Consider the following 25500-nt stretch of genomic DNA (forward strand, 5'->3'; position numbering starts at 1 on the left):
AACATCATGAGCTACGCAATTATCGGCTTCGGCAATATCGGCCAGGCTCTGGCCAGGGCGTTTGCCCGCAACGGCATCGAAGTATCCGTTGCAACGACGCGCGACCCGGAAAGCTTTGCATCCGTCGCGGCCGCGATCGGACCCACGATCATTCCCAAAAAGCTGGCCGAAGCGGCCAAGGCGGACACAATCTTTTTGGCCGTCCGTTTCGAGTCGCACCAGGAGGTCGCGAAGGCGCTGCCCACCTGGCAGGGGAAGACCATCGTCGATGTGACCAATGCCTACGGCGTGCCCCCTGAGAAACTGGGAGGACAGCCTTCTTCCAAGGCCGTCGCGCAGGCCTTCACTGGCGGTAGACTGGTCAAGGGCTTCAACCATTTGGGCGCTGCCGTCCTCGGCCAAGATCCGGCCGCACATGGTGGCAGGAGAGTCGTGTTCCTGGCGAGCGACGATGACGCTGCCGCCGCGGAGATTGGCGCGCTTGCGGAAAAGCTCGGCTTCGCGCCGATCAAACTCGGCGGGCTTTCGGAAGGAGGACTGCTTGTGCAGGCGCGCGGAAATAGCTGGGGTCAACTGATCTTCAAGGACCTGGTCAAGTTCGACTGATGAACACGACGTCCCCACCGTTGGGGACACGACGCATGGAATCGGATCGAGCGCGATCCGATCCGAGCGAAATGGAGAAATGACTACGGTTCGGGACGGCAGACTGACGAGCATCCGGGAGTACATCGACACGCAGGCCGCATGCGGCCGCTTGCGAAGGAGCCGGGCCGAGAGAACGTCGAAGCCGTCTCGGCGGACCTCGTCGATGGCCCATTTCAGGATCTTGGCAAAGTCGACTTCCGCAACAGCGCCGAGACGAACGCGCCATGTCCGCTTGGCCATGACGGTTCTATTCAGTGGTTCGGGAGATGACCTTCTCCGAGAGGTCATTCAAATAGGTTTGCAGTTCCTCGATACTCCCGAATTCCCTTGAACTCTCCCCGATCCAAGGGCCCGACACCCGCGGTAGCGGCCGGATTTGACGAGCTTGTTGAGAAGTTCTTCAAGGCGCTCCGTCAGCACGACGTTTCCGGTAGGCATCGGGATACTCTCAGGCCGCTCGAAAGTCGGATTCGTCTATGGCATAATATGCCACAGGCCCCTCTTTGGTGATTTTGTTCTGGAAGATTGACGCGCGCGTACGTCTCACCGCCATCCCAGCGCAGGCGCGACCTGTGTCAGGATCGCCTCGATTGAGTGCGCGCAGTAGTCCACGCCGAGCTGGTTCGGCACGGTCAACAGCAACGTGTCGGCTTCGGCAATCGCCTCGTCCTGCCGGAGCTGTTCGATCAGCGCATCCGGCTCGGCGGCATAGCTGCGGCCGAAGATTGCCCGCGTGCGCGGGTCGATGAAGCCGATCTGGTCTTCGCCTTCGCCGCCCCTGCCGAAATAGGCGCGATCGCGATCGTCGAGCAGCGCGAAGATGCTGCGGCTCACCGAGACGCGGGGCTCCCTCGTGTGGCCGGCTTCCTTCCATGCGGCGCGATAGCTACGAATTTGCGCGGCCTGCTGCACGTGAAAAGCTTCGCCGGTCTCGTCGTTCTTCAGCGTCGAGCTCTGCAAGTTCAGGCCGAGCTTGGCCGCCCAGATCGCGGTGGCGTTCGAGCCGGCGCCCCACCAGATCCGCTCGCGCAGGCCTTCCGAATGGGGCTCCAGGCGCAGCAGCCCCGGCGGATTTGGAAACATCGGCTGCGGATTGGGTTTTCCAAATCCTTCGCCGCGCAAGATGTCGAGAAAGACCTCCGCATGTCGCCGGCCCATGTCGGCATCGCTCTCGCCGCCGGCCGGTTGATAGCCGAAATAGCGCCAGCCGTCGATCACCTGCTCGGGCGAGCCGCGGCTGATGCCGAGCTGAAGCCGCCCGCCGGCGATGAGATCGGCGGAGCCTGCGTCCTCCGCCATGTAAAGCGGGTTCTCGTAGCGCATGTCGATCACGGCCGTGCCGATCTCGATCTTGCTGGTCTTCGCGCCGACGGCGGCGAGCAGCGGAAAGGGCGAAGCAAGCTGCCGCGCGAAATGGTGCACGCGGAAATAGGCGCCGTCCGCGCCGAGCTGTTCTGCCGCGACCGCAAGCTCGATCGATTGCAGCAGCGTGTCCGCCGCCGAGTGGGTCTGCGACTGCGGCGAGGGCGTCCAGTGCCCGAAGGAGAGGAATCCGATTTTTTTCATGGAGGCAACATATGGATGACGGCAAGAATTTGCGACACCTCGGCCGGAGGAAAGACGGCGACAAGTGTGGACCCGTAAGCGCCTCCTAGAGGAAGCAGGCACGAGCTTGGACTGCTCGTGGAGTTTTCAGATTTCGCAGCGCGTCAAATTCAAAGCCTTGAGCAAGCCGCCGAACGCCTTGAGCCGACAGGGCTCGGTCTCGCTGGCAGCCTTTGCGCGCTGAACATTGGCGGTCCGCTTGATAACAATTGGCTTTGGCTTCGGCCTGGGAGGTTTGGCGGTCGCGATCGTCTTCGGATCGGGCCGATGACGGACGATCGGTTCCGGCGCGGGCGAGCGGACATGGATGTCTTGCGGAGCACCGGGGTTTTCGACTGAAGCTGCCTCTGTCGGCATCGCGCTGCTCGCAGCGGCAACCTCGAGGCGATCGGCCTTCGCCGACGCGTCATACGAAGCAGAGATGTTTGCGCTCCGCTCGGCAAGCGGCTGGACGGTCACGACGACGCGACGCGGTGGCGCGCTCAGCTCCATTGCCGACAGCACTCCGACACTGAACAGGATCAGAAGGCCCAACAACGCCATTCTCAGCATAATGCGCCTCCGATCCAGGTTCGTGCCGTCGGAAATTCTCCGCGGCAATGAGGCGACTTGTCGACGGCTGCCGACGCGCGAGGAATCATTTGCCGACAGGGTTAACGTCGGCGATGCTCCCGCACGTGCCGAGAATGCTCCCGCTCAGGTGTTGGCAGGCCGAATCTGGTCACAAGAAGGACTGTGAAGCCTGAGCTGAACACCACGAGAGCGATCGTCATGTCTGCTGTTTTTGGGGGGAAGCCTGACGCCGCCTGACGGATTGGCCAACAGCTGCTTTTGACCCAAAGCAGATGTCGGACTGCATTTGCGTCGCCTCGCGATGGCGTTCAAACAACTACCTGATCTTACAAGTGCGAATAGGTTCGCTTTCCTAGGATGTGTGTCCTATTTGCCCTTGCGCGCCCGCTTCATGCGGAGGACAAGCATGCTGAGTTGAAAAAGAAAAATGGGAAGTGTTATGAAGAAGCTCTTGATGACGTCTGCGGCATTGCTCACCATGGTTGCTTCGGCATCGGCCGCTGACCTTTATTCGAAGGCGCCCACCTATGCGGCGCCAGTGTCGAGCTGGACAGGATTCTATGTTGGCGCAAACGGTGGATACGCCGGTGGTGAGTCGGCTCTTGCCATTGATGCCGCTGCGCTCGGCGGCGCGGGGCTTGGCTCTCTGAATCTCAAGAGCAATGGATTTTTCGGCGGCGCTCAGATCGGCTACAACTGGCAGGCCGGGCAGTTCCTGTGGGGTTTTGAAACCGACATTCAGGGCAGTAACATCAACAGCAGTCTCGGCCTCGGCGCTTTTGCCGGCGGAGGTGGCGGTGGTCTGGGTGGCTCGATCGGAACCACCGTAGATTACTTCGGTACGGTCCGCGGACGTGTCGGTGTCATGCCGTGGGAACGCACTGTCGTTTACGCGACGGGCGGTCTTGCCTACGGACAGACCTCCACCAGCTATCTGGTGGACCTAGGCTCGCACACGAAAGTTGGTTGGACTGTTGGCGCCGGCCTCGAATACATGATCGCCCAGAATTGGTCCTTTAAGACCGAATATCTGTACGTCGATCTCGGCAAGGATGATCTGGACCTCAGCGCGCTGGCCGCGCTCGGCGGTGGCGTCGGATTTCCGGGTGGTATTTCGCTCACGGAACAGACCCGCTTTCACACCGTGCGCGCCGGTGTGAACTACCACTTCTAAGCGACAACATTCAGTTGTGGCGAAAGGGATTCCAGTAGTGGAATCCCTTTGTCGTTCTCACGGCCCGGAAGACGTCAAAGCTCTCTTGCGCGGGTACGATGACCATAGTCGCAGTGATCATCTTCCTTATCGCCATTCTCGGGTCAGCGGCCGCCTACAACGCCGGCTTTCGTCGGGGCCACGCCAAAGGCGTGCGGGACAGCGAGTTGCTGCGATGACGGACCACGCCGGCGCGCCCTCGATCGTCATGGACTTCTTCCAATCGCCAACCTGATGCGCAAGATGAAGGGCGCCAGCGTTACGATTGCGGCGGCTGCAACTGACACAACTAAGGCTCCAGGGCGTGTCCGAGTGTCCGACTTCGACGCGCTCCATTCTGACCGTCACGATGAGGACGCCAGCTTTACGCTCTCGACTGCGTGTCGGCTGTTGGCCCTTTGCCGACACGCAGGGGCGAGCTGGCGATGTCCGGTATTGAAGGCAGAACGGACGCGGCCTATGTCGCGGCTCATAGATTGTGACCGCACCCCCGGGTACATCCGGCTTTGCATGATGCTCAGCCGCGTTGGCGAAGCCGGGCCACCTCACGCGTAGGCCACCCAGCCGCGGAAGGTGAACCCGGTGTAGAACAGGGTCGGCTCGGAGAAGCCGGCCTCGCGCAGAATCGCCTCATCCTGCGCGGGCGTGAGGATTTCCAGATGGTTGGTAACGGCGTTCCGCGCGGCCGCGGCCTGCTCGGACTCGACGCCGGAGGAGGCCAGGAACGCAGAGTACCGCGACAGCCATAGCGGGCGCTCCTCATCGCCATCGGGCGCGCTTAAATGGGCGATCACGAAAGCTGCGCGCGGCTTGAGCCGTCGGCGGACCTCCGAGGCGATGCGACGTCGCTCCTCGACGTCGACGAAGTGCAGCGTCAGCAGGCAGCTGGCGCCGTCAAACAATTCCTGCGGAGCATCGTCGATGTAGCCCTGATGAAGGCGCGCGCGCGATGCGAGCGGACCCAGGATTTGCCCGGCAAGCGCCAGCATCGCCGCGGAGGGGTCCACACCGTCGAAACTCCAGCGCGGCTGCGCTTGCGCAAACGTCTTCAATTCGAGGCCGCCGCCGGCGCCGAGCACGAGAATCCGCGCATCCTCACGCGCGCGCTCGGCCAGAAGAATCGCCGCCATGGACAGCATGGCATTGTAGCCCGGGACGAACCGTGGCGGGCCTTCCGTGTATCTCGCCACCGCTTGCGGATCGGAAAACATGTTCTGAACGTCGGTCATGATGTCGTCCTTGCTGAATGGAGCCGATCACGCGCCATGTGCGCTCATGCCCTGAAGCTTTCGGGAGCCGAGGCGTTTGCGCAGATCGTCGCTCAGCATCGCCAGCGTCACCTCGCCAAAGCGCGACAGCAGCAGCGCCTGCGCATCGCCGAATGCCTGATCGAGGGCGGCGTTGACGGCCTGCTCGACGAGACAACCCGGCGCCTCTGTCCGGTTGCCCATGGCCAGAAGCGAGGGACTGCCGAGCGCGGTGTAGACGTCGCGCAGCGTCACCTTCGTGAGGTCGCAAGCCAGCGTCCAGCCGCCGCCATGTCCCTTTTCGGAGCGGACGTAACCGAGGTCCCGAAGGCCCGCCATGATGCGCCGGATCACCACCGGGTTCGTGTCCATGGCCTTTGCTAGGGTCTCGGACGTGAAGGTGCCGGGCTGCTGCGCCATGTGCAGCAGGACGTGCAGCACGCCGGATAATCGACTGTTTCGTTTCATGTAACTTTCTATGTTGCATGATGGCGGCAAGGTCAACCGATTTCGGGAGTGCTGTTCGCGAAGCAAGAGGATGGCCGCTGGCTCTGGTCTCGACGTTGCTACGGCGCTGGTGCGGGGATCGGCGATCTTGGTCGCGACGCCGAGCCGATGCGGCCTGACCCACCGCGCAATGGCAATCTGTCCGATCATGCCATCCTGCGCCTGTTTTGCCCGACGAGGCAAGTTTCGGCAAACGCCTAAGCCATTGATCCCACTCATGCCGGCTACTGTGCATGGGGTTGTTTTCGACATTTTAGTTTTGGAGGGCACGAAAGCTTCAGGCTGAAGCCCGATCGCATCCTGCTTGCCGCTACTTCATCACTCGCAAGCCCTTGGTCGTAAACCGCTGCGCCTTGTCGCCGGGACGAACCGGCCGCCGTGTACCCGCGGCCTTGCCGGTGCCGGGCGGCTGGTGTGCGGGCACGAGCTGGTCGGGGCGGGAGCCGATCAGGTCGGCGCGGCCCATCTCTTTCAGCGCGTCACGGAGCACCGGCCAATTGTCGGGGTCGTGATAGCGCAAAAACGCCTTGTGCAGGCGGCGCTGCCGCAGGCCCTTGATCGCCTCGACCTTATCGCTGCCGCCGCGGCGCACGCCGCGCAGCGGATTGACGCCGGTGTGGTACATCGCGGTTGCGGTCGCCATCGGCGAGGGCAGGAAGGTCTGCACCTGATCGGCGCGATAGTGGTTCTTCTTGAGCCAGAGCGCGAGGTTCATCATGTCCTCGTCGATCGTGCCCGGATGCGCCGCGATGAAATACGGGATCAGGTAATATTTCTTGCCGGCCTGTTCGGCCGCGGCATCGAACATCCGCTTGAACTGGTTGTAGGCGCCGATGCCCGGCTTCATCATCTTGTCGAGCGGGCCGCGCTCGGTATGTTCGGGCGCGATCTTCAGGTAGCCGCCGACGTGATGGGTGACGAGCTCCTTGATGTATTCGGGGCTCTCGACCGCGAGGTCGTAGCGCACGCCGGAGGCGACCATCACCTTCTTGATGCCCTTGGTCTCGCGCACCTTGCGATAAAGCCTGATCAGATCGTCATGCGAGGTGTTGAGGTTCGGACAGATCTCCGGGAAGACGCAGGACGGCCGCCGGCACGCCGCCTCGACCTTCGGGTCCTTGCACGCCATCCGGTACATGTTGGCGGTGGGACCGCCGATGTCGGAGATGACGCCGGTGAAGCCGGGCGTCTTGTCGCGGATTTTTTCGATCTGACGGCGGGCGTGAAGCAAACCGCGGCCTTCGGTTCCAATGGATGTGTTGTGGTTCAATCGCAGGAACCATCCGTCTCAACGAACATTCTGATGCAGGGTTTGCGCCGGGCCCGGTTCGCGCGCGCTCTCTGGCGGATGGGGAACTCGTGAGTACAGTCATAGAGAACTTGCTGTTGCGAAAGCAAAAGCTCGTCGAGCAGCTCGAGAAGGCGCCGTCGGTCGAAGACCGCGACCAAATCGAGCATCAGCTCGAACAGATCAACACCGCGCTGGAATTCCTGGACAGGTCTGGCTCGAAAGGCGCGCGATAGCAGCGCTCAGTCGACCTTCAGCGCTTTGGCGTAGACCAGGCCCGAATTGGTGACGTGCGTGGTCATCAGCGCTGCGAAGGAGGCGAACTCGCCGCGGGAAAACAAGTCGAGCAGCTTGCGATGCTCGTCGAAGGACGTGCGGGTGCGCACGTCGATCGGCGAGGTCAAATTGGTGCGCAGTGCGGCGACGCGGCCGGAGACGAGCTGATAGGATTCGGCGAGATAGCGATTGCCGCAATGGGCGAACAGCCCTTCGTGAAAGGTGGCGTCGGCGCGGCCATAGGCGATATTGTCTTTGGCCGCAATTGCCGGCTCCATCGCCGCGATCGCCTCGCTCATCGTCGCGATCGCACCGTCGCGAGCACAGTGGAAGGCGAGCTCGGCGGCCTTTGGCTCCAGCGCGATGCGGAAGGTGCAGAGCGCGGTGATGTCCTCGGCGCTCGGTGTGAACACGAAACTGCCGACCTGCGGCCGGATCACGACGAGGCCTTGCGCCTGCAGCTGGCCCATCGCCTCGCGCACCGGCGTGCGGCTGACGCCGAAGGAGTTTGCCACCATCTCCTCGGAGATCGCGGCGCCGAGCGCGAACTCGCCGTCGATGATGGCCTGACGCAGCCGCTGCATCACCCGCTGGGACAGCGATTTCGGCGCATCGAGCTTCATCGATCGCATAGGCTCCCTCAGATCACCTTGCCGGGATTGAGCAGATGGTCGGGATCGAGCGCGGCCTTCAGCGTCCGCATCAGCGCGATCTCGGCCTCGCTCCGGGCATGCCCCAGCCACTTCTTCTTCAGCGTGCCGATGCCGTGCTCGGCGGAGACGCTGCCGCCCATCTCGCGCACGAGACCGTAGATGATCGCGTCCATCGCTTCCTTCGGCTGCTGCTCGACGGCAAGGCCGGTCACCCAGGAGACGAGATGCAGATTGCCGTCGCCGATATGGCCGTAATAGACGCTCTCGCATCCCTCGATGCCGTCAGCCAGCGCGGCCTTGCAGCGCGTGACGAACTCGTCCATCCGCGCCACCGCAAGCCCGATGTCGTAGGAGATGTGCGGTCCCAGCACCTGGCCGAACTCGGCGCAGATATCGCGCACGCGCCAGAAGCTTTGCGTCTGCGCCAGCGATTGTGCCACGGCAGCGTCGGCGAGCAGCCCGCGCTCCATCAGCTCTTCGAGCCAGCTCTGGAAGCGCGGCGCGTCGAGGCTCTCGTCGGTGCCCTGGGCTTCGACCAGCACGTAGAGGCCGTGGCCCGCGGCGACCGGCGGCTTGACGCCGGCGCGATTCGTGATCACGTCCCAATAGTCCGACCACATCACCTCGAACGCCGACAGCAGCGGGCCGAGCCCGCTGCGCGCGGCACCGAGCAGCGCGATCACGGCGGCATAATCCTTGAGCGCGCAGAGCGCGGCCATGGTCGAGCGCGGTTTTGGAAACAGCCGCAGCACCACGCGGGTGATGATGCCGAGCGTGCCTTCCGAGCCGATAAACAGATGTTTCAGATCGTAGCCGGCATTGTTCTTCATCAGCTTGTTGAGGCTGGTGATGATGGTGCCGTCGGGCAGCACGACTTCGAGCCCGAGCACCAGCTCGCGCGTCATGCCGTAGCGGATCACGCGATTGCCGCCGGCATTGGTCGAGAGGTTGCCGCCGATCGCGCAGGAGCCGCGCGAGCCGAGGTCGAGCGGAAAGAAAAACCCGGCTTCGTCGGCGGCCTTCTGGATCGTCTCCAGCGGCGTGCCTGATTTCACCGTCATCGTCATCGACGCATGATCGATCTCCTCGATGCCGCTCATGCGCTCCAGCGAGATCGCGACCCAACCTGCTTCCGGCGATGCGCCGCGGCACAGCCCGGTCAATCCGCCCTGCGGCACGAACGGCAGATGCGCCTGCCGGCAGGTCGCGATCGCATCCGCAACGCCTTGCGCGTCGACCGGCCGGATCACCGCGAGCGGCGTTTGCGGCAGGCTCGCGCTCCAGTCGTTGCAATTGCGGGCAGGCACGTCGGCGCCAACAAGCACGGCGGCGGCGCCGAGCTTGTCGCGCAACGCGCCGAGCAAATGGTCGGGCCGCCCAATGGGGGTCACCATGTTCATGCGAGACCTCCTCGGAATCTGGCTGCGTCTCATGCGCGCCGGGATGGCGGAAAAGATTTGCGCCTTTCTTGTATGTAAGGTACAAGATGAAAAGTAAAGCAAAAACAAGGCTCGGGAAGCCCTCCTCAGATCCTTCGAGATCCGAGGCTTGGTCCGAAGCCGCAGCAACAGGTGGGTGTGATGACGGAGGCAATTCGCGGGTTCTGGGTGGCGTCAGCGACGCCGCTGGCAACCGACGGCAGCGTGGACTCCGCAAAGCTCGCCGCTCACGCCAAGCAACTCTTCGGCAAGGGCGTCGATGGCGTCGTGCTGTTCGGCACCACCGGCGAGGGCACCTCCTTCAATGTCACCGAACGCGTCGCGACCATCGAAGCCGTGCTCAAGGCCGGGGTGGCGCCGGAACGAATTGGAATCGGCGGCGGCTTCCCCGCGATCAGCGACAGCATCGCGCTGACGCGCGCCGTGCTCGGTCTCGGCCTGCGCCACGTGCTGTTGTTGCCGCCTTACTTCGACCGTAGCGTCAGCCCTGAAGGCATCGAAGATGCCTTTGCGGCGATCCTCGACGGCGTCGCCGACGATCGCCTGCGTGCCTACCTCTATCATATCCCGCAGATCTCGGGGGTTGCGATCCCGACCAGCGTCGCCGCGAATTTGCGCAAGCGCTACGGCAAGATGGTTGCTGGGCTGAAAGACTCCAGCGGCGACTTCAAGCAGTTCCAGGCATTCCGTGCCGCCGCCCCCGAGCTCGCCATCACCGTCGGCAACGAGGTTGACATCACCCGCGCGATCGCCGCCGGCGGTGCCGGCACCATCTGCGGCATGGCCAACATCGCGCCGGAGCTGGTCAAGGCAATGATCGACGGCAAGGATGTCGAAGCGCGCATGCAGGCCGCCGTCGACATCGTGGTGAAATCCCCATCCTTCCTCACGACGCTGAAAGCCATCCTCGCGGCACAGACGGGCGATGCGAGCTGGCTGCGCGTACGGCCGCCGCTCCGGGCCTTGTCCGACGGCACCGCGCTCAAGCGGAAGCTCGACGAGCTGATGGTTCCCGCCATCGCGTGAGATCGCGCAAAACCGCGAGACGTTGCCGCGAATTAGCGCGCTGGCGACCGACCCGTCCGCCGCGGTGCATGGCCACGAATTCCGCGTCGATGCCGTCACCGGCCAAGCTCGTTTTCGCGGAACGCTACGCCGACAAGGCGTTCGGCGAGAAGATCATCGCGAACTTGCTCGACATCCATCGCGGCGCATTTCTGGGCTGGCCCGGCAAGCTCGCGTTGATGCTCGCGGCTGCGCTGATGCCGCTGTTCGCGGTCACCGGCGTCCTGCCCTATCTGTCGCGCCGCAGGCTGCGGCGCCCGGATGACCCGCCATCCTCATGTCATTTCGCCTGCATGCGCCGTTCGTCGATGACGACGTCGGTGTTGATGGCGTAGACGAAGCAGCCGCCATCTCGGCCGTTCCGCGCGGGATCGCTGTTACATTTCGCCAGCGCAGAGGTTTGAGCGTCCTTCAGGCTGGGATCCCCTGCCGAGATGAACAGCTAGCCCCAGGGATGGATCGCGATCGCCTTGGGCTCCATGGCCTTGTCGTAGTTCTGCACGTCAGGGCGCTGCCGCGTGATCCGCCGGATGATCGGAATCTGCGACAAGTCGTACTTACCTGCATAGTGCAGCCGCGGCATGTCTTTCGACATCAGCTCGCCCTCCACAACGATCTCCTCATTCACAGCCAGCAGAGCGCATGGCTTGCCGTAGCGTAGCTGACACGCTTCAAGCGAACGGTCGCCGGTGACAGACGCGTCTTCATGCTCGCAGGAACGAAAATAGCTTGCACCGACAAGATCTACCGCTTGTCCCTTGTTGGACTTACAGGCGACGTAGTCCTTGATCAGCGTATCGCGAGAGGTACTCAAAGCGGGGGTTGCCGCCGCGATAATCGCAGCCATCGCTCGTTCAAATTGTGATTTTCGCTCTGCATCGGTCAATGTCGCCATCGCCATGCTTGGCAGCACGAGGAAGGTTATCAGGAATTTCATGATTCTCATCTTGCGCCCTCAGCCTGAGGCAGAACTGTAGCCCGTCTGATCCTGCAGAAAAAACGATTCTTTGTGCGGACGACTGGGATTTGCGGCATTGCCAAGCAGGGACAGTATGCCTCGATTGTGCTGGTCAATCGGGCGCCGATCGGCCAAAAACGCTCCTGTCCGTAACCCTCCATGGTTAGCCGCCCCATGACGATCCCGACCGTCACCGCCGCCGATATCCGCCGGGCACTGCTGTTGCGCGAGGAGATCGCGCTGCTCGATCTCAGGCATGAGGCTGGTTTCGCCACCGGTCATCCGCTGTTCGCCGCCAACATGGCCGTGGACCGGATCGCGGTCGAAGCCGAAGTGAAGCTGCCGCGTAAAAATGTGCCGATCGTGCTCTATGATGACGGGGAGGGGCTCGTCGCGCCCGGCGCCGAACGGCTTGCCGCACTCGGCTATACCAATATTTGTGCGCTCGACGGCGGGCTGAAGGCCTGGCGCGCTGCGGGTTATCAAGTATTCGAGGACGTCAACTCCTACTCCAAGGCCTTTGGCGAGCTGGTCGAGTCGCGCAGGCACACGCCCTCGTTCAGTGCCGATGAGGTAGCAAAACTCATCGCGGACAAGGCCAACATCGCCATCCTCGACGTTCGCCGCTTCGACGAATACGCCACCATGAACATTCCGGGCTCGGTCAGCGTGCCCGGCGCGGAGCTGGTGCTGCGGGCGGGCCAGGCCGCGCCTGATGCCGAGACCACCATCATCGTCAATTGCGCCGGCCGCACCCGCTCGATCATCGGCACGCAATCGCTGATCAATGCCAGCGTGCCGAACAAGGTCCGCGCGCTGCGCAATGGCACCATCGGCTGGACCTTGGCGCGGCATACGCTCGACCACGGTGCCGACCGGCGCGGCGCGATCGGCCCATTCGAAAGCGGCCCGGCCAATGCACGCGATGTCGCCTATCGCGCCGGTGTCCGCCATATCGGCGCGCGCGAGATGGCTGCGCTTGTCGCGCAGACCGATCGCACGCTCTATCGCTTCGACGTGCGCGACGCGGAAGAATATGCTGCAGGCCATCTTCCGGGCTTCCGCCACTATCCCGGCGGCCAGCTCGTCCAGGAAACCGATATGGCGGCGCCGGTGCGCGGCGCGCACATTGTTCTGACCGACGACAAGGGCGTCCGCGCCGACATGACGGCGTCCTGGCTCGCGCAGATGGGCTGGGAGGTCTATGTGCGGGAAGGCGGCTATGACGGCGCGCTCGCAATCGGTCCGCCGCGCGTCCTGCCCAAGCCCGACCCCGCCCACCGCTACCGCCGTCCCTATGAAGGCACCGGCGTTGCCGAGCGTGCGATGCAGGCCTATCTCGAATGGGAATACGGCCTGGTCGAACAACTGCGTCTTGACGGAACGCACGGGTTTTACGTGATCTGACGCTGATACCGTCACTCTGAGGTGGCCGCTTCTTAGCGGCCCTCGAAGGGCGACGGCCCGGCTGGGGCCGTTCATCCTTCGAGGCTCCCCACGCGACGCTTTGCGTCGCATGGCTCGCACCTCAGGATGACGGAGATAGTAGTGAGATGCTAAGCAGGTCTATCCCCCCGCCATCTTATCCCCGTATCCCAACCCTATTGTGCTGCGTATCCCCCGCGGTCTATGAGCTGCGGCAAAGCTGTGACCCACGGAGATTTCATGCCAGCCCCAGGCCAAAGCCCTGAGCGGAACGCGAAGGCGCTGCTGCTCGAAGGCGTCAATGACAGCGCTGTGGACCTGTTCAAAAGCGCGGGTTTCACCAATGTCGAGCGCCTGACCAAGGCGCTGGACGGCGAAGATTTGCGGCGGGCGCTCAAGGGCGTGTCGCTGCTCGGCATCCGCTCGCGCACCCAGATCACCGATGAGGTGCTCGCGGCGGCCGACCAGCTTCTCGCCGTCGGCTGCTTCAGCGTCGGCACCAACCAGGTCGATCTGCTGGCGGCGCGCAAGCGCGGCATTCCCGTGTTCAACGCGCCGTTCTCCAACACCCGCAGCGTCGCCGAGCTCGTGATCGGCGAGATCGTGATGCTGCTTCGGCGCATCTTCCCGCGCTCGGTGTCGGCGCATGAGGGCGGCTGGGACAAGTCGGCGACCGGCAGCCGCGAGGTACGCGGCCGCACCCTCGGCATTATCGGTTACGGCAATATCGGCTCGCAGCTCTCGACGCTGGCCGAGGCGATCGGCATGCGCGTGATCTATTTCGACCGCACCGACAAGCTCCGCCACGGCAACACCGAGCCGGTCGAGAAGCTGGAAGAGCTACTGGCGCAGAGCGACGTCGTCAGCCTGCACGTGCCGGAGACGCCGGAGACATCAGGCATGATCGGCGAGAAAGAGCTGCGGGCGATGAAGCCCGGCTCCCTCCTGATCAACAATAGCCGCGGCACCGTCGTCGATCTCGAAGCGCTGGCGGCGGCTCTGCGCGACGGCCATCTCGCTGGCGCCGCCATCGACGTGTTTCCGGTCGAGCCGTCCTCGAATTCGGACCGCTTCAAGAGCCCGGTGCAGGGCCTCGGCAACGTCATCCTCACCCCGCATATCGGCGGCTCGACCGAGGAGGCGCAGGAGCGCATCGGCGGCGAGGTGGCGCGCAAGCTGGTCGATTTTTTCATCACCGGCTCGACCACGGGGGCGGTCAATTTCCCGGAGGTGCAGCTGCATCTGCGTCCCTCCGGCGCGCGCTTCAGCCACGTCCATCGGAACGTGCCCGGCATGCTGCGCCGGCTGAACGAGGTCTTCCTCCAGCGCGACATCAACATCGCCGCGCAATATCTGGAGACCGCCGGCGACCTCGGTTACGTCGTGCTCGACGCCGACCTCGGCGGCCAGGATTCAGGCGCGCTGCTGGAGCAGATCCGCGCCCTCGACGGCACGGTCGGCGCGCGGCTGGTGTTCGAGCACTAGGCTAGGTCGCGGGAGGTCCCACGTTCCAGTTGCATCTCGCAGCAAAAGCTCCCTACAGTACGCCATGGTGTTCGACGACGTGTGACAAATCGCGTCGAATTTGAGTTTCAGTTGCGTGAGTGCCGCCATGGAACGGGACGCCGTACTGATCGATCTCGCGCTTCAAGGCGGCGGTTCGCACGGCGCCTTCGCCTGGGGCGTGCTCGACCGTCTCCTGGAAGAAAAGTGGCTCACCATCGCCGCGATCTCCGGGACATCCGCGGGCGCGATGAATGCGGCCGTGCTGGCGGATGGCTGGATCGCGGGTGGCGCCGAGGGCGCGCGCGACGCGCTCGAAAGATACTGGCGCCGCGTTTCGAAGGCCGCGGCCTTCAGTCCGCTCCAGCGCTCGCCGCTCGACCGGCTGATGGGGCGCTGGACGCTCGACACGTCGCCCTTCTACATCCTCACCGACCTGATGTCGCGGGTGCTGTCGCCCTACGATCTCAATCCGACCGGTTACAATCCGCTGCGCGCAGTGCTGGCCGAGAGCATCGATTTCAAGCGGCTCGCGAGCTCACCCATCAAGCTGTTCATCACCGCGACGCGGGTGCGCACTGGGCGCGGACGCATCTTCCGCAACGCGGAGATCACGGCGGATGTGTTGCTGGCATCGGCCTGCCTGCCGACCATGTTCCGGGCGGTCGAGATCGACGGCGAGCCCTATTGGGACGGCGGCTATGCCGGCAACCCGACGATCACGCCGCTGGTGCGCGAGAGCGATGCGCACGACACCATCCTGGTGCAGATCAATCCGACTGAAACGTTCGAGGAGCCGCGGACGGCTGCGGAGATTCTCAACCGTCTGAACGAGATCTCGTTCAATTCGCCGCTGATGAAGGAGCTGCGCATGATCGCGCTGCTGCGCCAGGCGGCGGACCCCGGCAGCGGCGAGGGCGCGCGCTGGGCAAAGATGCGGACCCACCGCGTCAAGAGCGACATGCTGGCGAAGTTCGGGGCGTCGTCGAAGCTCAACGCGGAATGGGAGTTCGTCTCGATGCTGCGCGCCGAGGGACGTCTGGCGGCGCAGACGTTTCTGGACGAGCACGGCGCCGATATCGGCCAGCGTTCGACCGCCGATCTCGACGTCCTCCTGGCGGAGTGCTGAGGCGTGGGTCTTCTCGGTATTCTCGTCGGGCTCGGTCTGCTCGTCCTGTTTGCCTTCCGCGGCTGGAGCGTCCTGCTGCTCGCGCCGTTCGCTGCGCTCGTCGCGGCGCTGTTCGGGGGCGAGCCGCTGCTCGCGAACCTGACCCAGATCTTCATGGTGAATGCGGCGGGGTTTCTGGCGCAGTTCTTCCCGATCTTCATGCTCGGCGCCGTGTTCGGCAAGTTGATGGACGACAGCGGCGCGGTGAGGGCCGTGGCGGGCTTCATGGCGCAATGCCTCGGCGAGCGACGCGTGATTCTCGCGGTCGTGCTGGCCGGCGCGCTTGTCACCTATGGCGGCGTGAGCCTGTTCGTCGCGTTCTTCGTCATCGTTCCGATGGCCCAGTCGCTGTTCCGCGCGGCCGCGATTCCGCGCCGGCTGATTCCGGCCGCGATCGTGCTCGGGACGTCGACCTTCACCATGTCGGCCCTGCCGGGCACGCCGTCGATCCAGAACGCGATCCCGATGCCGTTCTTCGGCACCACGCCGTTTGCCGCGCCAGGCCTCGGTATCGTCGCGTCCCTCATCATGCTCGGCACAGGCCTGTGGTGGCTGCAGCGAGCCGAGGCTGCGGCCCGCCGTGCCGGAGAAGGTTATGGCGAGGACGTGCGGGGCGCGGCCGAGCACGCCGCCGATGACGAGCTGGTCCGCGAGCGCGCGACGACCGCACGCGAGTTCGATCCGGCCGAGATCCGGCACGGTCGCCGCAGCGACGGGGCTGCTCCGGTGGCGAGCGCCATCCTGCCACTTGCAGTCGTCGTGGCCGTCAATCTCGTGATGTCACTCCTGGTGTTGCCGCGGCTCGATGTGTCGTATCTGAGCGAGCAGCGCTTCGGCGGAATATCGTTGGCCGCGGTCGCCGGCGTATGGTCGGTCAGTGTCGCACTTGGCGCGGCCATCGTCGCGACCATCGTGCTGAACTGGACCCGGCTTCCCTCGTTGCGGCAGACCATGGACGCCGGCGCCAATGCATCGGCCCTGCCCGCACTCAGCGTTGCAAGCCTCGTCGGATTCGGCGCGGTCATCGCGGCGCTGCCGGCTTTCGAAACGGTGCGCGACTGGGTGCTTGCGATCGAAGGCGGTCCGCTGGTCTCGCTCGCGGTCGCGACCAATATTCTCGCTGCGCTGACCGGCTCGGCGTCGGGCGGCCTGACCATCGCGCTCGACGCTCTCGGCCCGACCTATGTCGACCTTGCCGCGCGCACCGGCGTCGACCTCTCGCTGATGCACCGCGTCGCGGTGATCGGCTCGGGGACGCTGGACATCCTGCCGCATAATGGTGCCGTGGTAAGCCTGCTCGCGATTTGTGGCCTGACCCATCGCGACAGCTATTTCGACATCGTGATGGTCGGCATCGTGACGTCGCTGCTGGCGCTGGTGGCCGTGATCGTTTTGGGCGGCGCGTTGGGATCGTTCTGAACGGAATTCTGGCATGAGCGATTGACGGAGGAGCGAAGGTTGCATTCAATGCGGCCAACTGTCGAACGCAACAGGCCGGGGTGGAAACGATGACGCGAGCGAGTGCGAAGCTGTGTGCATTGCTTGTAGGTACGGCAGCTGCGCTGGGCGCAAGCAGCGCGTCGGCAGCGACCATGGCCGAGGATGCAGACACGGTCTGCAAGGGCCTCGTCGGCGGGACCGATGCCGTGAAGATCGATTCCGCAACGTTGCAGGCGCCGTCGCAACTGGCCGTGGCCGAACGCGGCCCGACGCCGTCGGGGCGCGTCACGCCCGCTAATCCCGGCTTCTGCAAGGTGCTCGGCCATATCGATCCCAGCGATCCCAAGGCGCCGCCGATCAAGTTTCAGGTCAACTTACCCGTCGAATGGAACGGCCGTTCGCTGCAATATGGCGGCGGCGGCTTCAACGGCGTGCTGATCACCGGTCTGACGTTGCCGCCGGCCTACCCCTTCGACAAGCCGTCGCCGCTCGCGCGCGGCTTCGTCACCTACGGCACCGACTCCGGCCACGAGTCCAAGCCGGGCGAACCGCCGCAACTGTTCGCGCTCAACGACGAAGCCTTCGAGAATTTCGCCCATCGCGCCTACAAGAAGGTGCGCGATGCCGCCGTCGCACTGATGCAGCGCGCCTACGCCAAAAGGCCTGAGAAAATGTACTTCATGGGTTCGTCCGAAGGCGGCCGCGAAGGCCTGACGATGGCGCAGCGCTATCCCGACGATTTCGACGGCATTTTTGCGCGCGTGCCCGTCATCAATTGGGTCGGGCTGCAGCATGCCGGCACCCGTTCGGGTCTCGCGACCATGGGCGACGGCTGGATCAATCCGAAGCAGGTGAAGCTCGTGGGCGACGCCGTGCGGGCCGCTTGCGACAAGGCCGACGGCTCCGATGACGCGCTGGTGCAGGACCCCGTCGCCTGCAAGGCGGCGTTCAAGGTCGAGACCCTGCGCTGCACCAGCGGTAAGACGGGCGACCAGTGCCTCACCGACGCGCAGATCAAGGCGATCGATACGCTGCATACCACCTACAAATTCCCGTTCGCGCTGGCCAACGGCCTCGACGATTATCCGGGCTGGGGCGTGTCGGGTGAGGACACGCCCGCGGTTGGCCCGACTGGCGGCTGGGTCGCGTGGTGGCTCGGCACGGCACCGCCCGCGCAACCGCCTGCGGCCAATAACGGCATCGCCTGGATCTACGGCGCCGGCGGGATTCAATATGTGTTCGCGCGCGATCCCAAGCTCGACGTGACGACGTACAAGCCCGAACAGCACAAGGCGCGGTTGCTCGAGGTCTCCAGCCTGATGGATTCCACCGATCCCGATCTCAGCCGCTTTCGCAGCCGCGGCGGCCGGCTGATCATGCTCGAGCACATGGCCGACTATGCGCAGAGCCCCTATGCCGGCATCCGTTATTTCGAGAGCGTCGAACGCAAGCTCGGCAAGGCCGAGACGGCCGAATTCGCGCGGCTCTACACCGCGCCCGGGGTCGACCATGTCGGCTCCGGCGCGCCGGCCAATGTCGACATGCTGAGCGCGCTGGTCGACTGGGTCGAGAAGGGCAAGGCGCCCGGCGACCTCGAAGTCGCCGAGCAGAAGGTCGAAGCACCGTCGTTTGCGACGCTTCGCGCGCTGCCGCTGTGCCGCTGGCCGGCCTGGCCGCACTACAAGAGCGGCCCGGTGACGGAGGCGGCAAGCTTCACCTGCGCGCCGTGAGGTCCGGGGACGCCGACCGCGGTTGCGGCGGTCTCATCCCGCCGCCATCGCCTGTGCGCCTCCCAGCAACTGTGCATTCAGCCGCCCGCCGGAAAACAACATGTCGTCGAGAGCCTCGTCGATATCGGCGGAAATGACGGAGTTACCGCCATCGCGCGCGAGGCTCGCCTGCGCCAGCCGTCGCATCAACTCCTTGATGAAGGCACAGCTCGTGCCCTCGCTGCGGCGGGCGGCTTCGCTGATCACTGCGTCCTCGAGTGGCAGCCCCTTGCCGTAGAGCCGGACGAGCTTGCCGCGGCCGGTCTCGTCGGGAAGAGGCACCTCGATCGCCTGATCGATCCGACCTGGACGACCGGCGAGAGCGCCCTCAAGCTGCTGGGGACGGTTGGTGGTCAGCAGGAACAGGATGTCAGCGTCCTGCTTCAAGCCGTCCATTTCGTTGAGGAGCCGGTTGAGCAGCGGTTCCTCGCAGCCGCTCATGCTCTCGCGTTGCCGTGCGATCAGGTCGACGTCTTCGATAACCACCATGGCGGGCTGCAAGAGGCGGGCAAGATTCATATAGGCGCCGAGCAGGCCGATCTGCTCAGCCGTGATGATTAGCGTCGTATGTCCGGGCAGATGGGTCGCAAGATAGCGAATGGTGTGTGTCTTGCCGGTGCCGGGCGGTCCGTAGAGCAAAATGCCCTTGCGGGTCGATTGCCCGAGGTGGCGCAGCATGTCTCGCGTCCCTACGAAGTTCAATACGTTGCGATCGAGTAGTCGCAACGTCTGCTCGGGCAGGATCACCTCGTCACGCCCGACCGAGGGAAGTCTGTGCACTGTGATTCCGCGAGAACGGCCGCGATAGTCGGAATCGACATCGAGCGATAAAATTTTGCCGCGATAGGTGCGCGCGGCCTGCACTGCGTCCTCCAGTGCGGTGAAGCATTGTTGGACAAGTGCTGCTCCCGCGACCCCGGCCGGCACCATGATTTCGATCCGCACGCCGGTCTCGCGGCTATATTCCCGATGAACGGCCAGCAGCACCGCGTAGCGAAGGCCGGATGCAGAGCAAAGCCAGAGACCATTGTCGAGGCACTTGGCCGGTGCCTGCTCGCCAATGTCCACGTCGTTGTACTGAAGTGGTGCAATCGCCACCGCGAAATTATCGTTCTGCATCAGTCGGGCCATGGATACCGTTTCGTGACGATTCTCGGCGATGCCTAGCAACCGGATCGGCGAGGCGAATAGGCGGTCGATGGCAGTCTGGACGTCTGCTCGCATGTGGCCGGGAAACTGGCGGACCGTGGTTACGAGCTGGCTACGCGAGATGTCGGAGAAATGCCAATTCAAAACACCGAACGCATAGTTGAACTCTTCCTCGGGTAGTTCTTGGGATGCGGCTGCTGCAGCGAGCACGCACTCGGCGCACAGCCAGACTGTGCGGTTCGTCAAATGAACTTCCGATTTTGCGGTAGGCTGGTCGCAAAGCCCGCAGCACGGCTTCGCCGTTTCGCTCGTAATCAGGAGAGGATGGCCGGCGAAGGCGATGCGCCGCCGGGCAGACTCCAGTAGTGCGTCCGCAACGGATGGTGGATAAGGACCACAGACAGCGGTCGCGTGCTTCTCGATGCTGGCCATGACGGAGGCTGCCTCGTCCTCCGACTTGCCAAAGATACGGCGCAACAGGTCGACGAAAAACTCGCGCGGAACGTCTCCGTCGTTATGCAGGACGAGTTGAATCGGCACAATTTCGTTCATCAAATGCCCCTTACACAACTTAAAATAGATAAGAACGAAAAGGGAACATAAAAAGAAGCGGCCGTCAAGCCTGATAGCTGCGACAAACTGCGAGTGATGGGCGAGGTCCTAATGCGCCGGCCCGCCAGCCGCCTTCACGCGCCGCGTCAGCAGCACCGCAATCGCGGCGAGCACCAGCACCACGCCGATCACGGCAAACGTGTCGGAATAACCCATCACCAGCGCCTGGCGCTTCACGGTCTTGCCGAGTGCGATGATGGCCTGCTCGCGCGCGGCGTTCGGATCGGGGACGCCGTGCGTCATGAAGTACTCGGTCATCTGCGCGATCCGGGTGCGGACTTCCTCGCGGCCGAGCGTGACCGACTGGCCGATGATGTTGGAGTGGAATTGCTCGCGTTTGGTGATGATGGTGGCGAGCGTCGCCGTGCCGATCGCGCCGCCCAGGTTGCGGAACATGTTGCTGATGCCGGAGGCCGCTGCCGCGTCCTGCGGTGCGATGCCGCCGGTCAAGACCGAGGTCAGCGGCGTCAGCACCATGGCTTGTCCCACGGCGCGCACGATGTTCGGGATCCAGAGCTGGTCGCCGGCATAGTCCGGGGACATCGCCGTGTTCATGAAGCAGCTGTAGGCGAAGATCAGAAGCCCGGTGATCGCGATATAACGCGTGTCGAAGCGCCGCATCAGTTTCGGGATCAGCGGGATCAGCACGAGTTGGGGCAGGCCGGTCCATGCCAGCACATTGCCGATCTGCTCGGCATTGTAGCCCTGCGCCTGGCCGAGATAGGCGGGCAGCATGTAGACCGAGCCGAACAACGCGAAGCCAACCATGGTCATGGCAACGGTACCGAAGCCAAAATTGCGTTGGGTCAGCAGGCGCAACCGGATCAGCGGCTTCTCGATCGTGAGCTCGATCGTGATGAACAGCGTGAGGCTGACGGCCGCGATCACCGCCAGCTTGATGATGAAGGGTGAGGAAAACCAGTCGTCCTTGTTGCCTTCCTCGAGCACGGCTTGTAGCGCCGACAGACCGATCGCCATGGTGACGATGCCGGCCCAGTCACCATCCTTCAGAAGGCCGAGCTGCATCTTCTGCCGCTCCAGCGTCAGATAGAGCGCGCTCACCATGACAGCGGTCGGGATCACGTTGACGAAGAAGATGGTGCGCCAGCCGTAGTTTTCCGTGAAATAGCCGCCGATGGTCGGACCGATCGCCGGCGCAAAGGTGACCGACAGCGCGAAGATCGCGAGCCCGACGGGCTGCTGCGGCTTCGGCAGCTTGGTCAGCACCAGCGTGAACGCCATCGGGATCAGCACGCCGCCGGCAAAGCCCTGCAAGCCGCGCATCGCGATCATCGACGGCAGATCGTGGGTGAAGGCACAGGCGACGGAGAACGCCGCAAACAGTACCGCGCTCGCCAGCATGTAGCGGCGGAACGAGAACACGCGGCTCAGATAGTCGGTCAGCGGGATCACGATGATCTCGCCGATCAGATAAGACGTCGAGATCCAGGAGCCGTTGTCGGCGCCGGTGCCGATGCCGCCCTCGATGTTGAGCAGCGAGGCGTTGGTGATCTGGATGTTCAGGATCGCCATGAACGAGCCGATCATGGCGGCAAGCACGGCGATCCAGGTCGCGGCACTCGCACGGTTGGGATCGGCGACCGGGCGATCAGACGTCGCGGCCGGTGTTGCTTGCGTCGAAAGTGAGAGGCTGTTTGACATGGCACGACCCTCCGGAGACGAGCTTCGCTTTGGGCGCGGCGGCCGGATTGGCGGTCGGCGCGGTCGAACGTGTTGCGATGGTCGGGATCACGGACATGCCGGGCCGGAGCGCAATTGCGGGCCCGTGCCGGGCGTCGAGCGCGATCTTGACGGGGATACGCTGCACCACCTTGGTGAAGTTGCCGGTGGCGTTGTCGGGCGGCAGCAGCGCGAACTCCTGGCCACTTGCGGGTGCGATGGAATCGACGTGACCGTGCACGACTTGGCCCGGGAACATGTCGATCTCGATATCGACGGCCTGTCCGGATTTCACGTTGGTGAGCTGCGTCTCCTTGAAGTTGGCGACGACATATGTGCCCTCGGCCGGCACGATCGACATCAATTGCGTTCCGGCCTGCACGTATTGGCCGACGCGCAAGCTGCGATTGCCGACCACGCCTTCAATAGGCGAGACGATCGTGGTGTAGCCGAGATTGAGCTCGGCCTGGCGCTGGAGCGCGTCTGCGCGGACGGCCGCGGCCTTGGCCTGCAGGATCTCGGCCTTCAGGAGATCGACCTGCTTCAAAGCGGAGGTGAGATTGGCGATATCGCGCTGGATCGCCGCATCGGCGCCGGCGTCGCGCGCCTGCGCCTGCTGCGCGTTCTGCACGCTGCCAAAGCCCGTCGCCGCGAGATCGGTGTAGCGCTTGTTCTCCTGCTTGGCGAAAAGTTTCGCGGCATTGTCGACATCGATGGTCGCTCTCGCCGCTGCGATCACGGCCTGCTGCACGTCGAGCTGCGCTTCCTTGCTCGTCACTGTTGCATTGGCGGCAGCGACGTCGGCCTTGGCCTGGTCGAGTGCGACCTTGAAGTCGCGGTCGTCGATCCTCGCGAGTACCTGGCCGGCCTTCACATGCTCGTTATCGCCAATCAGGACGCGGTCGAGATAGCCGCTGACCTTCGGCGCGATGGTCGTGCTGTCGGCCTTCACATAGGCGTCATCGGTGGAGACAAGGAAGCGGCCGACCGTCCAATAGTCGTAGCCGTACCAGCTTGCGCCGGCTAGCGCGGCAGCCGCCGCACCTGCCAGCAACAGCTTGCGAAGGTTCAGCTTTCTTGTGCGGGCGGGGGATTGCGTGGCGGGCAGAATGCCCTCCAATGCATCGCCTGGAATCACGACGGCTTCGGACTTGGACGGGTTGGTGTGCACGGTCATGGCCGGCTCCCTGAATTAGGAAACTTGACGATTTCCAAAATAGAACTAGCTTTGGGACTGTCAATGGAATGACAGGCATCATTCAAAAGCATGGCTCAGGCAAAACCATCAAGTGAATGCCGCCCGCGCGGGCGGCCGCAATTGCGCAGCGACGAGGAGACGAAGCAGATCGTCTTCGAGGCCGCGCGCCACGCCTTCGCCGTCGACGGCTATGCCGCGACCAGCACCGAAGAGCTGGCGCGTGGCGCCGGCATCTCGACCAAGACACTCTATCGGCTGTTTCCGGGCAAGGCCGTGCTGTTCGAGGCGATGTGCGCGGACCGGCTCGAGCGGTTGCTCTCTGCCGTCGATCTCCAGGCCAGCGACGAAGTCGACATTGAAGTCGGCCTGCGCGCCGCGCTGCTGGCCTGCGCCGATCTTGCGCTCGATCCAGAGGTCGTGGCGTTGCAGCGCATGGTGCTTCAGGAATCGGCCGCTTTCCCCGAACTCGCCGCCAATTTCTACAGGAACGGCATTTCGCGAACCGCCGCTGCGCTCGCGCGCTGGCTCCGGGTCCAGGTCAAGAAGAAGCTCATCGCGCTCGACGACGTCGACGAGGCCGCCGGCATGCTGATCGGCATGGTCGCATCGGCGCCGCAACGCGCGGCGATCTATGGCGGCCTGCCTCTGCCGTCACGCAAGCAGATCGAGCGTCGGGTGCAGACCTGTGCGGTTCTGTTCCTCGGCGGCTGCCGCGCAGCGGCGGCCTAGCAAGTCCTTTTGACAACTCAGTCGGCCTCGGCTATCTACTTCGCATGCGAACTAAAGCGGCCGGCGCGAGGCATCATCGGCTGATCTACCTGCTGAGCGCCGCGCAGCGGCGCTTGCAGCGCTGGATGGCGGCGCAGCCTTCGAGCGAGGTGACGCCGGCGCAGGCGGGACTGTTGTTCATCCTCGGCAAGCAGGACGGCGTGCTGATGGGCGAGGCGGGCGCGGCGCTCGATCTGGGGCCGGCCGGCATTTCCGGCCTCGTCGACCGCACGGCAGCTGCAAAACTGATCGAGCGGCGCGCCGATCGCGAGGACGGGCGCGCCTGGCGCGTCTGGCTGACGCCGAAGGGCCGCACAGCGCTCGCACAGGCGAAGGCCAACGCGGCAGAGGTCAACGCGGCGTTGACGGACGGATTTACCAGCGCGGAGATCGACATCGTCGCGCGCTGGCTGACGAGCATTCAAGAGAAATTTCCAAGAGAATAAAGGAGAGACCCATGACAGAGCACGTCCGGATCGAGAACAACGGCGGAATCCTCACGCTCACGCTGGCGCGCCCCGACAAGAAGAACGCGCTGACGGATGCGATGTACGGCAAGCTCGCCGATGCAATCGAATCCGCCGAGTTCGATCCGTCGGCCCGCGTGATCTTGATCCGCGGCGAGGGCGACATGTTCACCGCCGGCAACGACGTCGGCGAATTCGCCGCGGTCGCAGCGGGCAAGTCGGAAGGAAGCCGCAACGTCGTGCGCTTCATCCAGTCGCTGGCGCGCTGCACCCGGCCGCTGGTTGCCGCGGTGCAGGGCCGCGCCGTCGGCGTCGGCACCACGATGCTGCTGCATTGCGACCTCGTCGTGCTCGCCGACAACGCGCAATTGTCGACGCCCTTCGTCAGCCTTGCGCTGGTGCCGGAAGCAGCCTCCAGCCTGCTGATGCCGGCGCGCATCGGCCACGCGCGCGCTTACGAGATGTTCGCGCTCGGCGAGACGGTGCCGGCCAAATCCGCGCTGGAATGGGGGCTCGCCAACCGCGCGGTGCCGCTCGACAAGCTCGATGCCGAGGCGCTCGCGCTGGCGCAGCGTCTTGCCCGTCAGCCGGCCGGCGCCCTCACCGCCACCAAGAAGCTGATGCGCAATGGCGAGGCGCTGGTCGCGCAGATGAACGCCGAGGGCGAGCAGTTCGGACTGCGTCTGCGCACCGCCGAGGCGCGCGAGGCCTTCACCGCTTTCGCCGAGCGCCGCCCGCCGGATTTCACCAAGGTCGTCGTGTGATATCCGGGGCTGCATGAAGGTTCGTCGGGCCGGAAGCTCACGGCAATTCGATTAAAACCTTAACGAAACATTGGCATGTCGCGGG

The 25500-nt window shown here is 64.2% G+C and carries 23 protein-coding genes and 2 pseudogenes; 14 read left to right on the plus strand and 11 right to left on the minus strand.

Translation table 11 applies throughout. The annotated features are described in order from the left end of the window. The first annotated feature begins 6 nt into the window (after window positions 1-6). Together ABIB06_RS24085 and ABIB06_RS38925 are read left to right on the plus strand one after the other, a co-directional pair. Complete coding sequence (locus tag ABIB06_RS24085) at window positions 7-606, plus strand: NADPH-dependent F420 reductase (RefSeq protein ID WP_354051184.1); 600 nt, start codon at window positions 7-9, stop codon at window positions 604-606. Between the two features lie 135 nt (window positions 607-741). Beyond that, window positions 742-819, plus strand: a pseudogene (locus ABIB06_RS38925) (class I SAM-dependent methyltransferase); the annotation flags it as partial. Between the two features lie 372 nt (window positions 820-1191). On the opposite strand, the gene ABIB06_RS24090 reads toward ABIB06_RS38925, so the two are convergent. After that, window positions 1192-2214, minus strand: coding sequence for an LLM class flavin-dependent oxidoreductase (locus tag ABIB06_RS24090; RefSeq protein ID WP_354051186.1), 1023 nt, complete (start codon window positions 2212-2214; stop codon window positions 1192-1194). Window positions 2215-2340: 126 nt separating this feature from the next. Beyond that, window positions 2341-2805 carry a hypothetical protein gene (locus tag ABIB06_RS24095; protein WP_354051188.1) on the minus strand — a complete coding sequence of 155 codons (465 nt, stop codon included), beginning with the start codon at window positions 2803-2805 and terminating at the stop codon, window positions 2341-2343. A gap of 460 nt (window positions 2806-3265) precedes the next feature. Between ABIB06_RS24095 and ABIB06_RS24100 the strand changes: the two genes are divergently transcribed. Continuing rightward, on the plus strand, window positions 3266-4000 hold the full coding sequence (locus ABIB06_RS24100; protein ID WP_247351408.1) for an outer membrane protein: 735 nt from the start codon (window positions 3266-3268) through the stop codon (window positions 3998-4000). 584 nt (window positions 4001-4584) lie between these two features. On the opposite strand, the gene ABIB06_RS24105 is transcribed toward ABIB06_RS24100, so the two are convergent. The 3 genes and pseudogenes from ABIB06_RS24105 to ABIB06_RS24115 all read right to left on the minus strand — a co-directional run. Next, on the minus strand, window positions 4585-5250 hold the full coding sequence (locus tag ABIB06_RS24105; RefSeq protein WP_354051190.1) for a class I SAM-dependent methyltransferase: 666 nt from the start codon (window positions 5248-5250) through the stop codon (window positions 4585-4587). Between the two features lie 45 nt (window positions 5251-5295). After that, window positions 5296-5754 carry an Rrf2 family transcriptional regulator gene (locus ABIB06_RS24110; protein ID WP_354051192.1) on the minus strand — a complete coding sequence of 153 codons (459 nt, stop codon included), beginning with the start codon at window positions 5752-5754 and terminating at the stop codon, window positions 5296-5298. 349 nt (window positions 5755-6103) lie between these two features. Then, window positions 6104-7009: pseudogene (locus ABIB06_RS24115) on the minus strand (DUF3362 domain-containing protein); the annotation flags it as partial. Between the two features lie 143 nt (window positions 7010-7152). Here ABIB06_RS24115 and ABIB06_RS24120 point away from each other — a divergent pair. Continuing rightward, complete coding sequence (locus ABIB06_RS24120) at window positions 7153-7317, plus strand: hypothetical protein (RefSeq protein WP_247445316.1); 165 nt, start codon at window positions 7153-7155, stop codon at window positions 7315-7317. A 6-nt stretch (window positions 7318-7323) separates the two neighbouring features. Here the strand turns inward: ABIB06_RS24120 and ABIB06_RS24125 are convergent, their stop codons facing one another. Next, complete coding sequence (locus tag ABIB06_RS24125; protein ID WP_354051195.1) at window positions 7324-7989, minus strand: GntR family transcriptional regulator; 666 nt, start codon at window positions 7987-7989, stop codon at window positions 7324-7326. Window positions 7990-7997: 8 nt separating this feature from the next. Then, complete coding sequence (locus ABIB06_RS24130) at window positions 7998-9410, minus strand: FAD-binding oxidoreductase (RefSeq protein WP_354051196.1); 1413 nt, start codon at window positions 9408-9410, stop codon at window positions 7998-8000. A 180-nt stretch (window positions 9411-9590) separates the two neighbouring features. On the opposite strand from ABIB06_RS24130, the gene ABIB06_RS24135 reads away from it, so the two are divergent. Beyond that, the gene (locus ABIB06_RS24135; RefSeq protein ID WP_354051197.1) at window positions 9591-10475 is read left to right on the plus strand and encodes a dihydrodipicolinate synthase family protein; all 885 of its coding nucleotides are present in this window, start codon (window positions 9591-9593) and stop codon (window positions 10473-10475) included. After that, window positions 10472-10849 (plus strand): PepSY domain-containing protein, encoded by a 378-nt coding sequence (locus tag ABIB06_RS24140; protein ID WP_354051199.1) that lies wholly within the window; start codon window positions 10472-10474, stop codon window positions 10847-10849. Before ABIB06_RS24135 ends, ABIB06_RS24140 begins: the two co-directional genes overlap by 4 nt. A gap of 107 nt (window positions 10850-10956) precedes the next feature. Here the strand turns inward: ABIB06_RS24140 and ABIB06_RS24145 are convergent, their stop codons facing one another. Then, entirely contained in the window at window positions 10957-11451 is a 495-nt protein-coding gene (locus tag ABIB06_RS24145) for a hypothetical protein (protein WP_354051201.1), read from the minus strand. A 195-nt stretch (window positions 11452-11646) separates the two neighbouring features. On the opposite strand from ABIB06_RS24145, the gene ABIB06_RS24150 reads away from it, so the two are divergent. The 5 genes from ABIB06_RS24150 (at window position 11647) to ABIB06_RS24170 (ending at window position 18738) form a co-directional block, all read left to right on the plus strand. After that, window positions 11647-12879, plus strand: coding sequence for a rhodanese-like domain-containing protein (locus tag ABIB06_RS24150; protein ID WP_354125675.1), 1233 nt, complete (start codon window positions 11647-11649; stop codon window positions 12877-12879). 258 nt (window positions 12880-13137) lie between these two features. Continuing rightward, window positions 13138-14382, plus strand: coding sequence for a phosphoglycerate dehydrogenase (gene serA, locus ABIB06_RS24155; RefSeq protein ID WP_354051203.1), 1245 nt, complete (start codon window positions 13138-13140; stop codon window positions 14380-14382). Window positions 14383-14509: 127 nt separating this feature from the next. Then, on the plus strand, window positions 14510-15529 hold the full coding sequence (locus ABIB06_RS24160; protein ID WP_354069319.1) for a patatin-like phospholipase family protein: 1020 nt from the start codon (window positions 14510-14512) through the stop codon (window positions 15527-15529). Window positions 15530-15532: 3 nt separating this feature from the next. Further along, window positions 15533-16987 carry a GntP family permease gene (locus ABIB06_RS24165; protein ID WP_354051206.1) on the plus strand — a complete coding sequence of 485 codons (1455 nt, stop codon included), beginning with the start codon at window positions 15533-15535 and terminating at the stop codon, window positions 16985-16987. Window positions 16988-17076: 89 nt separating this feature from the next. Next, window positions 17077-18738: a tannase/feruloyl esterase family alpha/beta hydrolase gene (locus ABIB06_RS24170; protein ID WP_354051208.1), complete on the plus strand. Its 1662-nt coding sequence runs from the start codon at window positions 17077-17079 to the stop codon at window positions 18736-18738. A gap of 33 nt (window positions 18739-18771) precedes the next feature. Here ABIB06_RS24170 and ABIB06_RS24175 read toward each other — a convergent pair whose 3' ends face one another. From ABIB06_RS24175 to ABIB06_RS24185, 3 genes are all read right to left on the minus strand, one after another. Beyond that, window positions 18772-20478, minus strand: coding sequence for an ATP-dependent Clp protease adaptor ClpS (locus tag ABIB06_RS24175; protein ID WP_354051210.1), 1707 nt, complete (start codon window positions 20476-20478; stop codon window positions 18772-18774). 108 nt (window positions 20479-20586) lie between these two features. Beyond that, a complete protein-coding gene (locus tag ABIB06_RS24180; protein ID WP_354051212.1) occupies window positions 20587-22200 on the minus strand; it encodes a DHA2 family efflux MFS transporter permease subunit in 1614 nt (537 codons plus the stop codon). After that, the gene (locus ABIB06_RS24185; protein ID WP_354051214.1) at window positions 22148-23395 is read right to left on the minus strand and encodes an HlyD family secretion protein; all 1248 of its coding nucleotides are present in this window, start codon (window positions 23393-23395) and stop codon (window positions 22148-22150) included. The genes ABIB06_RS24180 and ABIB06_RS24185 overlap by 53 nt, the downstream gene beginning before the upstream one ends. Window positions 23396-23536: 141 nt before the next feature. On the opposite strand from ABIB06_RS24185, the gene ABIB06_RS24190 reads away from it, so the two are divergent. Genes ABIB06_RS24190 through ABIB06_RS24200 form a run of 3 tightly spaced genes read left to right on the plus strand, consistent with a single transcriptional unit; the run spans window position 23537 to window position 25415 of the window. Then, complete coding sequence (locus ABIB06_RS24190; RefSeq protein ID WP_345946905.1) at window positions 23537-24145, plus strand: TetR/AcrR family transcriptional regulator; 609 nt, start codon at window positions 23537-23539, stop codon at window positions 24143-24145. A 44-nt stretch (window positions 24146-24189) separates the two neighbouring features. Further along, window positions 24190-24630 (plus strand): MarR family winged helix-turn-helix transcriptional regulator, encoded by a 441-nt coding sequence (locus tag ABIB06_RS24195; RefSeq protein ID WP_354051216.1) that lies wholly within the window; start codon window positions 24190-24192, stop codon window positions 24628-24630. An 11-nt stretch (window positions 24631-24641) separates the two neighbouring features. Beyond that, window positions 24642-25415: an enoyl-CoA hydratase gene (locus ABIB06_RS24200; RefSeq protein WP_354051218.1), complete on the plus strand. Its 774-nt coding sequence runs from the start codon at window positions 24642-24644 to the stop codon at window positions 25413-25415. Window positions 25416-25500: the final 85 nt, after the last annotated feature.

The sequence above is a fragment of the Bradyrhizobium sp. LB8.2 genome (assembly GCF_040548035.1).
Lineage (GTDB): Bacteria > Pseudomonadota > Alphaproteobacteria > Rhizobiales > Xanthobacteraceae > Bradyrhizobium.